Origin of the sequence: Leuconostoc lactis (assembly GCF_007954625.1) — a bacterium.
Lineage (GTDB): Bacteria > Bacillota > Bacilli > Lactobacillales > Lactobacillaceae > Leuconostoc > Leuconostoc lactis_A.
Genome location: NZ_CP042420.1, coordinates 650332 through 663376, shown reverse-complemented (window position 1 = coordinate 663376; position 13045 = coordinate 650332). Strand labels below are relative to the sequence as shown.

Sequence of the window (13045 nt, the reverse complement as noted above, 5' to 3'; positions counted from 1 at the left end):
AATTCCTCCTTACGCTGCCTGCTTGAGCTTACGCTCAAGGTGCTGCATATAGTAACTCAACGGTAAGGTAATAATGAGATATAAGATACCGACAATGATATATGTCCCAAACGTTTCAAACGTATTGGCTGCAATCATGTTACCTTGATACATCAAGTCCAAACCACCAACAAAGGCTAAAATAGATGAGTTTTTAACCAAATTGATAAATTGGTTACCCAGTGATGGTAAGGCCACACGGAACGCCTGTGGCAAAACAATATGGCGCATGGCTTGCGCAAATGACAACCCATTTGCACGCGCACCTTCCATTTGCCCACCATTAACCGCCAAAATACCCGCACGCACGGTTTCGGCAATAAACGCTGATGTATACAACATCAACGCGACAGTTCCTGAAACAAAACCGCTCATTTTAACGTACTGTGACACGACCAAGAAGAAGAAGAACGTAATCACCAAAAGTGGGATATTTCGGAAAACTTGGACATAAATATTACCAATGCGACGGACCCACGCCTGTGGCATCACTTGCATTACCGCAAACACCGTTCCCAAAATCAAGGAACCCACTAGTGCAATCACACTCGATAGTAACGTGTAACCAAAGCCCTGCATCAAAGTTGGAAAATTATTCTGAAACAATTCAATCATCACTTCGCCTCCAAACTGTGCCAGTCAAGACCAGGAACATCACTGAACCACTTTTTAATTAACGCGTTGTAGACACCATTCTTTTTGATCGTTGCTAATGCCTTATTGGCTTCCCGAATCATTGGGCCTTGATCGTTATCAAAGGCAATCCCGTAAGGCCCATGCGTAAATGTCCCACCAGCAATGTGATACTCTGGGTTTTCAGTTGCAAAACCGTACAAGATCGCGTTATCAGTTGACATCGCTTGCCCTTGACCACTCTTCAACGCTTGCATACCTGTGGCATAGTCTTGCACTGCCAAAACCTTTGCCTTAGGCGCAAACTTCTTGATTTCCGTGGCAGCAGTTGTGCCCACGACCACAATAATCGTGTACTTAGAATCATTCATATCTTTAACAGAATGAATACCGGAATCTTTTTTCACCAAGATTGATTGTCCGGCGTCAAAATATGGCTTGGTAAAGTCAATAATCTTTTCACGTTCTGGCGTAATCGTCATCGTTGAAACAGATCCGTCAATATTAGTGTTCTTCAATAACTGCATCTTTGAAGATGCTGATACTGGGATGAATTGTGCTGACATCGGTACACCAGTTTGTTTTGCAATTTGCACCGTCAAGGCTTTGGCAATATCCACGTCAAAGCCTTCTGGTGTCCCAGTTTTGGTGTTCATCAAACCAAATAATTTTGTATCTGCTTTGACACCCCAGACAATACGACCCAGTCGTTCAACACGCGCCAGCGTGTCTTCGTGTTCTGAATTTTTCTTAGCTGTGGCTGTTGCCCACATTAAACCGAGGACAATAACGGCAGCTAAAACAATTGTTGCAATAATGCCAAATTGTCGTTTTTTAGCTTTTTCCATAATTTACTGTGCGTTCAGATTACTCGTAAACGCCCCTCCTCTATTTTTAATGATGTTCAACTTGGCTCAAGAACTTCTTAGCACGTGCTTCTTTTGGATTATCAAAGAATGCCTTGGTTGTGCTATCTTCAAGAATTTGTCCGTCAGCCATGAAAATTACCCGATCAGCCACTGCCTTCGCGAAACTCATTTCATGGGTCACGACAAGCATTGTCATGGATGAATCCTTGGCAATATCACGCATAACGTCCAACACATCCCCAACCATTTCCGGATCCAAAGCTGAAGTTGGTTCATCAAACAATAGGGCTTTTGGCTTCATCGCCAATGAACGTGCGATGGCAACACGTTGCTTTTGTCCACCAGACAATTCAGATGGCATATTCGCTGCTTTGTCGGCCAAGCCAACCTTTTCAAGCAATTCCATCGCGATTTTTTTGTTTTCCGCTTCATCACGCTTCAACACCAAACGGGGTGCAAGCATGATATTTTCCAGTGTTGATTTATTGTTATATAAATTGAAATGCTGGAACACCATGCCAACATTCTTACGGATACGGTTCATATCTGTTTTTGGATCGTGTAAATCAAAATCGTTAACCAGCAATTGGCCTTCTTGAATTTCTTCTAATCCATTGATTGTCCGAATCAACGTTGACTTTCCTGACCCCGATGGGCCAATCAACACGACGGTCTCGCCTTCATCAATTTTCAAATTGATATTTTTTAATGCGTGAAAGTTGCCATAGTACTTCTCAACATTTTTGAATTCAATCATTGACATGAATAAATTTCTCCTTTTTTCTCGCAAGTGCTTTAACACGGCACACGGTCCCGATACAAAAAGGGCGATTATCGTGCAATACGCAGGCATATTACACGATTCGCCCCAGTCTGCTCATACTTCTATTCTACGTGTCACCCGCCAGTTTAAATTAATCCATGGCAGGAAACGTGACATAAAAATGTGAGTTTCTTAACATTACACCCGGTCAACTAACTGCCGTCTCATCATCTGTCATCCCTTGCAAACGATATAAGTCATAGTAACGGCCGCGTTGCGCCAGTAACGCATCATGCGTCCCCCGCTCGACCACTTCGCCTTTATCTAACACGAGAATTAAGTCGGCATCCTTGATGGTCGACAAACGGTGCGCAATCGCAATTGTTGTCCGATTCTGACGCATTTTCCGGAGTGATTGTTGAATCAATACTTCCGTCTCTGTGTCCACATTGGCGGTCGCTTCATCTAAAATTAAAATTTTTGGATCTTTAACAATCGTTCGGGCAAAACTAATCAACTGTTTTTCCCCAGCCGAGAAGCCTGAACCACCTTCTTGTACTTTGGCATGATATTGACCGTCCAGCTCATCAATAAAGCTATCTGCCCCAACAAATTCAGCAGCCTTAATAATTTGGTCGTCGGTAATCGTATCATCATACATCCGAATGTTAGAGGCAACATCCCCATAAAACATAAACGGTTCTTGCAACACCAACCCCATTTTTTGACGCAAATCAACGGGATCAATATCGCGAATATCCTGCCCATCGAGCAAAATTTCCCCACTTTGAAAATCGTAAAAGCGCATCAATGTGTTAATCGTCGACGATTTACCGGAACCGGTGTGGCCAACCAAGGCCACGGTATCACCAGGGTTCGCTGTGAAGGTCAAATCCTTTAAGATTGGATGTTGCCCATCGTAACTAAAGTTGACATGCTTAAATTCGATTTTCCCTTGGGTAATTTGCTTATCTGCGCCTGGATTTTGCGCTGGGGCATACGTGTCATCATCCAAAATGCCTAAAACGCGATAACCCGAAACCAATCCTTCTTGGAAAGGACTAAACAAATTCATCACATTTTCTAATGGACTAAAAATATTGTTTAAATAGGTAGTAAACGCATAAATTACCCCAGCTGAGACAGCAGTGGTCATCGACAAAACCCCGAAGTACCAGAGGACCAGCACCATTGCGCCACCTAACATCAAATCAATCATCGGCTCTAATAACAATGCATCGGCTTTAATCATTTTAAAACGCGCATTAAAATATTCGCCGTTGACCTTAGCAAAGGCCTTTTTAAACCGATCTTCTTGATAAAATTCTTGAATAACATCAATCCCAGTAATACTTTCGGCAATTTTAGCATTTAAATGTGAGAGCCGTTCACGCATATGACGGAAAAGACTCGATGAGAAACGCTGGTACAACACCACCGAAATGACAATAAATGGCACCACAACTAGCATAAGCAATGTGGCTTTCACACTCACCGTCAACATCCCGATATAAGCACCAATCATGCTCATCACCACAAAGGTTAATTCCATGAAAAAGCGCCAAAAATCTGCTAATGACGCCGTATCATTGTTCACCCGCGTCACCAAAGACCCCGCCGGCACGCGATCAAAAAAACGCATCCCTAAGGTGTGCAACTTCTCAAAGACCTTGACGCGGATATCTTCTAACGCATATTCTGCGGCCACCGTGAAATAGTAGGCATTCAGACCATCCGTAATGGCTTGACAGACCCGAATAGCAGCGACTAACAGAGCAAAGCTCCACATGATTTGGATGGTGATATTATCCCCTTGATGCAGGTACGTCGTCATATAGTAAGCAATCACACGTGGTGCGGCTGCTTGCAAGAGCGCAAAGACACCACCAATTGCAAGGGCGACAAAAAACATCTGGCGAAAGGGCTTTGCTTGTTTCATCAACGTTGTAACCACCCGAATTTGTGTTTTGAGCGGAATACTTTTCGCCCAGACTGATTCATTATTTTCAGACATCAGCGCCCGCCTTTCCATCTAATTTTTCTTCTAATTCTGTTGCTAATTGTTGTTGGTGGTACATCTCGGCATACCAGCCGTCTCTGGCCATTAACTCGGCATGCGTACCGCGTTCTTTAATACGGCCTTGATCAAACACAATAATCTCATCAGCATTCATCACCGAACTCATCCGATGCGCGGCAATAATTGTCGTTTTCCCTTGGCGATCAGCCTTCAAGGCTTGTAAGATTTGCTTTTCCGTCCGCGCATCAACGGCTGACAAGGCATCATCTAAAATTAAAATTTCCGGATCAATGATTAACGCACGCGCAATCGCCAAACGTTGCTTTTGCCCACCAGACAAGCTCACCCCGTGCTCACCAACTTCGGTGTCGTAACCGGCTGGCAACGCTAAGACATCTTCATGAAAAGCGGCTTTTTTAGCGGCGGCTTCAACTACCGCTTGTGTTTCATCAATATTGGCAAACCGAATATTGTCACGAATCGTTGTGGAGAATAGGAAATTTTCTTGCGCAACATAACCAATCGCACGTAAATACGCTGCAAAAGTGTAATCCTTAATATCCGTACCGCCCACTTTAATCGTGCCTTGATAGTCATCAAATTGCCGCAATAACAACTTCAATAATGTGGTTTTCCCTGAACCAACACGCCCGACAATCCCCAACGTTTCACCGGCTTTGACCGTAAAGTTAATGTGTTCTAAGGCCAAATTTTCCTCGGCATCATCAGGATAACTAAACGCCGTCACATCAATGACCAAATCACCCGTTGCCCGCGTTGCGACCGCATTCGGCTTTTCGACCACAGCGGATTTTTCAGACAAAATGTTTTGGACACGAATATATGATGCATTCCCACGTTCTAAGACGTTAAATAATTGTCCCAAACCAAACATTGGCCAAACTAATAAGCCAAGATAGGTGGAAAATGAGACCAGTTGCCCAATCGTAATGGCTTGATTAACGACCAGCGAGCCACCATAGGTAATCATAATCACATAACTAATGGTCATGATCAGTGTTGCCATTGGGCCAAACATTGCGTCAATTCGAGCAACCCGCTTATTGATTTGAATCGTTTCTTGTACTTGCGCCTCAAAAGCAGCGGCATCTTGTTGTTCTTGACCCAAAGTCTTAATCGCTTTAATCCCAGCAATTGATTCTTGGGATTTGTTAGATAAGCGTGAAAAGGCTTCTTGTGACGCCGTAAACGCCGCACGAATTTTCGGCGATAAGTAGCGCACACCGATAATCAACAATGGTAAGGGCAAAACACCAATTAACGTCAGACGCCAATCCACCACCAGAATCATCGAGGCCACCGTGAAAATAATCACCACGACAGAGTCAACCAGCATTAAAATACCACCCGACGCCACACGCTGGATCGCTGATAAATCATTGGATGCGTGCGCCATTAAATCACCCGTACGATGCCGTTGATAAAACGTGGTATCCATCGCCATGTAATGGTCGAAAAGTTGTTGCCGTAATGTTTTTTCTAGTAACGCAGATCCCTGAAAAATGTGGGTAATCCACGCGTAGCGAAAACCATACATTAAGATCGCAAATAACAAAATCCCACCAGCATAAAACACCAGCCCCTCAAATGTTAATTCTCGGCGTACAACTTTATCCGTGAATTGCCCAATTAGTGCCGGTGACACCATTTGTGAAATTTCTGTTAAGAATAAAAAAGACAACCCTAAAATATAAAGCCGTTGATGCGCTTTAAAAAACCACATCAATTTTCCAAAAATACTCATGTACACCTCCCTTTTAACCATTTTTATATTATTTAATCGTCATTTTTCACATAACAACATCATAAAAGGCATTATATCACACTATTTTATGAGAAAAAAATCACGTTTAAACCTGCTACAATGACCCACAAACTGCCAAATAGCACCTGTCGCCGTTTGTGCAAGCTCATCACCCCGGCAAACTCGCGCAAAAAGGCCGGTATGCGATGCCGCCAAACCGACACCCCACCACGGCCACGTGCTGAAATGCCTAGTGTTTGCGCGATCAATGCACCCCGAAAAACGTGGTAATCACTCGTATAAAACGTTAACGGTTGCCCATCAAGCAAAGCCGCACTATAACGAAAATTTTGAATGGTATTCCGTGACTGATCTTCTAATCGTGTTTGCGCCAGCGGGACACCATAGCGCAAGACGGCATGTTCTCGCATCGCTGCAGCCTCACTCCGTTGCTGATCGTCACCTTGTCCACCCGAAAATACGATAATCGGGAAAGGGGTCATCTTTTGGGCATCTAACACTGCCGCTCGGATACGCGCATCCACGATTTTACCAACGTGATAGCCATCCGCTAAACCACCGCCTAACACCACGAGCGGGCCAACTTTTGGTGGTCGATTGACGATCCCATAAGCCACACTGCTGATTAAAAAGCGACTAAACTGCCAGACAAAATAAAACAGCAACCACGGTGCAGCCAGCCGCCATAATGACCATGGGGATAACAAAACTAAGCTGATTAAATAGCCACCAATAATACCTGGTACCAGCAACCGCCGTGATTTTTTCCAACTGTACCACGCAATGCTCAGCATTAAAATAACACCCATGAGTATCGCTATGCTGTAGCTCCCGACACGAATGGCTTGCCGGCTGGCTGGCGATAAGTTGAGCCAATGCTGACACAATAAAATCACGCTCAATACAATAAAAACCCCATACGTACCGATTGTCATCGTCGCGGGGTTTTTCTGCAATTGGTAGCCAAGCGCTACCAATAATAATCCAATTGTTACAAGATAAATGAGGGTTATCATAGCCTTATTGTATCACGTTACGCTGTCGTAAATGGATTTGTTGCTGTATCTGGGACGCGCACTAAGTCAAGCGCCACCAATCGCTCAGCAATTTGCACGGTGTTCCAAGCTGCCCCTTTGAGGAGGTTATCTGACACGACCCACATATGGAAAGCATCATCAACTTCCAAATCCGGCCGGACACGACCGACAAACGTCTCGCGCTTGCCCGCTGCATTAACCGGTTGCGGATAAAGTTGCTCGGCTGGATTATCTTCCAGCACGACCCCTGGTGCTTGGCTTAAGACTTGTTGAATCCCTTGTGCCGTGGCCCCAGTACCAGCCGCTGTTTCAAAGTAAACCGTCTCCCCGTGCCCAATTGGCACCGGCACACGCACAGCCGTGCCAGTCACCTTCACATCACGGGAATCCTTGTCACCAAACATAATTTTCTTGGTTTCGTGAATCATTTTCCATTCTTCATGGGTATACCCATCATCTTCAAATACATCAATTTGGGGCAATAAATTGTAGGCTAATGGATAGTGCTTAGCCGCACCGCGGACTGGCAAAACTGATGCCGTGACCGGTTCACCGGCATTATAAGCGGTTGTTTGCGCGACTAATTCATCCCAACCTAATTGACCTGCCCCAGAGGCGGCTTGATACGTTGATACAATCACGCGCTCTAGACCATAAGCTTGGCGAATGGGTTCCAAGGCCACTACCATTTGAATGGTTGAGCAATTTGGATTGGCAATAATGCCTTGATGTGTTTGCAAAGCGGCTTCGTTAACTTCGGGTACCACCAGTGGCACGTCATCATGCATGCGCCAATAACTTGAATTATCGACAACAACGGCACCGCGCTTAACTGCCTCGGGCGCAAAGCGCTTTGAAACTGAGCCACCGCCTGATGCTAAGACCAGATCAACACCGTCAAAACTTTCTGGCGTGGCTTCTTCAACCGTCACCGGTTCGCCTTTAAACATTAAAGTCGTGCCAGCCGAACGTGCTGAAGCCAATAACTTAATTTGACCAACCGGAATCGTTGATTGTTCCAATTGTGATAGCAAACGTGTGCCAACTGCGCCAGTGGCGCCCAAAATTGCCACATGATAAGTTTTTTCTGTCATTTTGTTCTCCTCAATGTTAAGTTTGTTACGCTGTGTATCCTAATCAACAAGTACGCGGTGCAAGCGATCTTGCATCCCAGTCATGATTTCCCAAGGTGCTAGGCCCGCATGTTGCGCGACATCTTCCAAGGTATTTTCTAACCCACCGTCACGACCAATCAAAGTCACTTTTGTTCCCACAGGATATTCATGCGGCAAGCGAATCATCATTTGATCCATGGCGATTTGACCAACAATGGGTACATATTGCCCATCAACAATCACGTTAAAGCCGGTCAATTTGCGTAGCCACCCGTCGCCATAGCCAATCGGTACTGTCCCAATCCATTCGTCGCCCGTCGTGGTGTATTTGTGGGAATAACTAATGCCTTCCCCCGCCGGCAGTTGCTTCACAAAGTTGATTTCACTACGTAAAGCCATGACCGGTTGTAACTCATGGCCATCGGCCAATTCGCCACGGGAAGGTTCCACGCCATACAGGACTGTCCCCACGCGAATGACGTCATGTGGGACTTCGTCAGCGTGATACATGGCAGCCCCAGAGTTGGCGACGTGATAATATTCTGGTTCCGGTAAGCCATCCGTCAACTCATGCCAACGCGCCAGTTGCATCTCAAAATAATCAGTATTAGCCGAATCGGACTCGGCAAAATGCGTCGCTAAGCCAACATAGTCAAATAAATCATGATGTGCTTGGACATAAGCAATGGCTTCGGCCAGCGCTGCACGATCACGGAAGCCAATTCGGCCCATTCCCGTATCAACCCCTAACGAGACATGCAAACGTTGTTCACCGGACAAATAAGTCGCCGCCTCTTTTAACCAATCAAGCGACACAACCGTAGCCATAATATGTTGGACGGCCATTAATTCCGCATATTGCGCTGGTGAAATCCCTAAAATTAAAATCGGTGCCGTTAGTCGCTCATGGCGCAAAGCCAAAGCTTCATCAATAATGGCTACCGCTAAGCCGTAGACACCACCTGCCACGGCCGCCTTTGACGTTGGGATTAACCCCAAGCCGTAGGCATTAGATTTAACAGCCAAAAAGATTTTGTCTGCGCCTGATGTTTGCTTCACGACGGCGACATTATTTTTTAAAGCTTTTTGTGATATTTCAATTTGTGTTGGCCTTGTAATTGCCTCTACCATAGTCACACCTTTTTCTCATAAAATAAAAATCCGTGGCTGCTTGGAGGGCAGTCACGGATCGCAATAAAAAACGCTTATCTCCGTCATAGCACCCCGCATCCGCGACAGTCCATTGGCTCTTAACCAATGGCCCAGCTAACTGACATGATAGTGCCAACGCTTCGGCCACATCCCCTTTTGCTTGCTTCAGCGTATCTATCAATACTCCACAAGTGACTCTTGTCTATGGCAACCTCTATGATTTTCTCATTGTTTTTATTTTATTCTAATACTTTTATTTTGTCAAATGCGTTGTTATGATCTCGTTATCAACCCTGCCCACTATAGCTTAACTTGAGTCACTTCGCCACTCAACAAAGCATGTGACTCGCCAGTATCGTCTACCAACAATAACTCACCCTGTTGTCCGATGCCGGTTACCTGCCCTTGCAGCACCGTTGTGCCAATTTGGACCGATACATAACGGCCTGTTAAATAAGCATGTGCTTGGTAATAGGCAAGATGTTGTCCTTGTTGATAACCTGAAAAATCAGCTTGCAAAGCTGTGAAAATCTTGCAGACTAACCTATTTTTATCCACATCGACATCAAGTGCGCCGATTTTATCCCGCAGTTCAGGTGGCACAACCGTGGCTAAAATATTCAAACCAACACCGATACTGACTTGCGTGAGCTGACCTGCGGTCAGAATACCCTCAGCAAGAATGCCGGCAATTTTGCGATCCTGATAATATAAATCATTCACCCATTTCATAGCTACTTGAATACCAGTTACTTCAAAAATGACCCGCGCAATCGTTGCGGCCACACCGGTGGTCAATAGTCCGGCATCAAAGCTACCAGTTGGCACGTCAAAAACAAACGTCATATACACACCGCTCCCTCGCGGTGAGAAAAATTGACGTCCGAATTTTCCGTACCCAGCAGTTTGTTGATTGGCAACCACAGCAAAAGGCCGAGCCACGCCTGTATTCAGCATGTCTCGACCTTTTATCATTGTTGACGCAACCACATCAAAAACTGTCATGTTTTTCGGCATGTTGTTTTGTGTCAGTAGTTGCACCATACTAATCTGTTTCTTTCTTATAGGATAGCGCCGCAACGTTTAATTCACGGTCACCAAAGCCCTTTGTAAAGCTGACTTCGTGGGAAACGATAATGACATTTCCTGGGAATTTGTCAATCGCTGCCCGTAGGGCATTTTTCGTCCCTTCATCCAAATGGTTGGTTGGCTCATCTAAAATCAAGAAATTACTTGGCTTCATTTCCATAATGGCCAACTTCACTTTTGTCTGCTCACCACCAGAAAGTTGTTGCAACGGCTTTTGCGCGTTTTCAGCGTTAATCCCTGCCGCAGCCAATCGGGTCCGCAACGCCTTTGGTTCTAGCGTTGGGAAACGATCTTGCATTTCTTGTAATGGTGTCTTTGTGTCATCATCCCATGCCAAGTCTTGGTCGAAGTAGTTAACGACGGCAGACGGTGAGAATTCAGCTGTCCCGTGTAAGGCAGGAATCACACCGAGAATTGACTTAATCAATGTCGACTTACCCGCGCCGTTAAAGCCTTTGAAGACAATCTTTTGTCCCGTTGTCACTGAGAAAGTTACTGGCTCCAAGACTGGGGTCACGTAACCGACGGACAAATCATTGACTGTCAATGCGTTGGCAGATTGTGAGTTCACATAAGGGAAATTGAATTTTGCTTGTAATGTTTCTGACGGTGGATCAATCTTTTCCATGCGCGCCAGCATCTTTTCACGTGACTTCGCTTGCTTTGAAGTTGAGGCACGCGCTTTGTTCTTAGCGATAAACTTTTGGGCCTTTTCAATTTCACCCTGTTGCTTTTCATATTGTCGCAACTGTTGTTCCGTACGCTCTTCTTTTTGACGCATCGCTTTCGTGAACGAGCCACGATATTTGGTAATCTTACCAAATGACACATCAATAATCGCGTTGGTCACTTTGTCCAAAAAGTCAAAGTCATGGGAAATAATCAAAGCCGCGCCTTCATAGGTTTGCAAGAAATCTTGCAACCACGCAATGTGGGCAACGTCCAGATAGTTCGTCGGCTCATCCAAAATGATGACGTCATCATTTTCCAGCAACAACTTGGCCAAAATGACTTTGGCACGTTGGCCACCAGACATTTGTTCCAATTCACGATCACGACCGATAGCTTCTAAGCCCAAACCGGAGATAACGCGTTCGATTTGCGTATCCACATCATAAAAACCGGCAGCATCCAGTTCTTCTTGCATGCGACCGGCGCGATCCAACAACTTGTCGTTCATGGTTTCCGCATACTCATTGTAGAGTTCGGTAATGCGGTCTTGCTTATCATATAAGTCTTGATAAGCAGTGTGCAAAAAATCAACCAAATTCATGCCGTCAGGAATTTCAGCATACTGGTCCAAATAGCCAATTTTTAAGCCTTTTTGCCAGTCGATTTTCCCAGACAAGGGTAATTCTTGTCCGGTAATAATCTTAATTAAGGTTGACTTGCCGGCACCATTTTGACCAACAATTCCCATGTGTTCGCCTTGTTGTAGTTCAAAGGCTGCGTCTTCATATAAAGTTTTTTCTGCGTAGGCCATTGTAAGGCCACTGACTTCTAATAATGCCATAAGTTTAAGTTTACCATACTTTAAATCAACATTGAGTAAATATGTGGTATTTTATCCCGCTGGTTGGATTCAATGGCCGATTTTGTTTGGGCAATCGTTTGGCGTGTAAAATTAGCCATTTCCTGCATGCCAATCATCTCATAGACTGAAACCACTGACATAATCTGTTCATACCCAGCCGTAACTTGTCCTTGCAGCATCATCAGTAACCCTTCATCTAAGCGTAAACGCAACCGTTCACTCGTCCAATCAATCATAAACTCATCGGCTGCCTGAATGACTTGTGCTTCAAGGGCTAACATCTCAGCTGCCCCCGCTTGATCAACATACATTAGGCCGTTAAATGCCGTGTGAATAATATCAACTAACCGCTTTTTCTCAGATCTTAGTGCCGTGTAGACCCGTGCCCGTTGAATTGCCAATCGTCCCAAGACGAGTAAATCATCCGGCTGCATGCCAATATAAAAAAGGGTAAATAAATCAAGTTCCAACCGTCCCCATGTTTCCGCCTTTTTTAAAAATTGTACGGCTGGCTTAACATGTTGCTGAACACCAGGATACTCATACATCTCCTTTTTGACCCCATCATCTTCGGCTGTCAGGCCGATTTTGATCAACAGACCAAAATCACGCATAAATCTGGCACTTAAGCCACCACGACCACTTGTCAAATCACGGGTCGCCCGCGCAATCATCCGATCCAGTTGCTGACGTTCGCGTATTTTACCAGACTGCACCCCCATCTCATGCAACAACGTGTACATATAATTATCCCCAGGTTCCCCACCAAGAAATAAGAATTCATCATGACTCACACCCATGTCCGCTAATAAGCGATCCAATCGGTCTGCTGATAGCCGTGATTGCCCTTTTTCAAATTTGCCAATGAGTGAGCGTGAGATGTTTTCTTGTTCTAAATCAACAATTTTTAACCCTTTGTCTTCACGTATTCTTTTAAATGTTGCCCCGTAATCCATTTGTCACCGCCAGAAAGTAGCATATATTCGCTTTTTGATTTGTTGTTCAGTT

At 44.9% G+C, this 13045-nt stretch carries 11 protein-coding genes and 1 riboswitch; all 11 genes read right to left on the bottom strand.

The window, feature by feature from the left end:
* Nucleotides 1-9: 9 nt before the first annotated feature.
* Nucleotides 10-651 (bottom strand): amino acid ABC transporter permease, encoded by a 642-nt coding sequence (locus tag FGL80_RS03355; protein ID WP_029508931.1) that lies wholly within the window; start codon nt 649-651, stop codon nt 10-12.
* A 2-nt stretch (nt 652-653) separates the two neighbouring features.
* A complete protein-coding gene (locus FGL80_RS03350) occupies nt 654-1520 on the bottom strand; it encodes a transporter substrate-binding domain-containing protein (protein WP_010000769.1) in 867 nt (288 codons plus the stop codon).
* Nucleotides 1521-1566: 46 nt separating this feature from the next.
* Nucleotides 1567-2304: an amino acid ABC transporter ATP-binding protein gene (locus FGL80_RS03345; RefSeq protein ID WP_029508932.1), complete on the bottom strand. Its 738-nt coding sequence runs from the start codon at nt 2302-2304 to the stop codon at nt 1567-1569.
* 208 nt (nt 2305-2512) lie between these two features.
* Nucleotides 2513-4318, bottom strand: coding sequence for an ABC transporter ATP-binding protein (locus tag FGL80_RS03340; RefSeq protein ID WP_055308465.1), 1806 nt, complete (start codon nt 4316-4318; stop codon nt 2513-2515).
* A complete protein-coding gene (locus FGL80_RS03335) occupies nt 4311-6089 on the bottom strand; it encodes an ABC transporter ATP-binding protein (RefSeq protein ID WP_147001805.1) in 1779 nt (592 codons plus the stop codon). The genes FGL80_RS03340 and FGL80_RS03335 overlap by 8 nt, the downstream gene beginning before the upstream one ends.
* A gap of 86 nt (nt 6090-6175) precedes the next feature.
* Nucleotides 6176-7126, bottom strand: a complete 951-nt coding sequence (locus FGL80_RS03330; protein ID WP_055308467.1) for a YdcF family protein — start codon at nt 7124-7126, stop codon at nt 6176-6178.
* Nucleotides 7127-7143: 17 nt separating this feature from the next.
* Nucleotides 7144-8241 (bottom strand): aspartate-semialdehyde dehydrogenase, encoded by a 1098-nt coding sequence (locus FGL80_RS03325; protein ID WP_029510080.1) that lies wholly within the window; start codon nt 8239-8241, stop codon nt 7144-7146.
* Nucleotides 8242-8280: 39 nt separating this feature from the next.
* Entirely contained in the window at nt 8281-9393 is a 1113-nt protein-coding gene (gene alr, locus FGL80_RS03320; RefSeq protein ID WP_055308468.1) for an alanine racemase, read from the bottom strand.
* Between the two features lie 78 nt (nt 9394-9471).
* Nucleotides 9472-9639, bottom strand: a riboswitch (Lysine riboswitch).
* Between the two features lie 75 nt (nt 9640-9714).
* Nucleotides 9715-10419, bottom strand: a complete 705-nt coding sequence (locus FGL80_RS03315; RefSeq protein ID WP_244297951.1) for a biotin--[acetyl-CoA-carboxylase] ligase — start codon at nt 10417-10419, stop codon at nt 9715-9717.
* A 40-nt stretch (nt 10420-10459) separates the two neighbouring features.
* Nucleotides 10460-12016 carry an ABC-F family ATP-binding cassette domain-containing protein gene (locus tag FGL80_RS03310; RefSeq protein WP_010003651.1) on the bottom strand — a complete coding sequence of 519 codons (1557 nt, stop codon included), beginning with the start codon at nt 12014-12016 and terminating at the stop codon, nt 10460-10462.
* 20 nt (nt 12017-12036) lie between these two features.
* The gene (locus tag FGL80_RS03305) at nt 12037-12993 is read right to left on the bottom strand and encodes an Rgg/GadR/MutR family transcriptional regulator (RefSeq protein WP_055308469.1); all 957 of its coding nucleotides are present in this window, start codon (nt 12991-12993) and stop codon (nt 12037-12039) included.
* Nucleotides 12994-13045 lie beyond the last annotated feature (52 nt).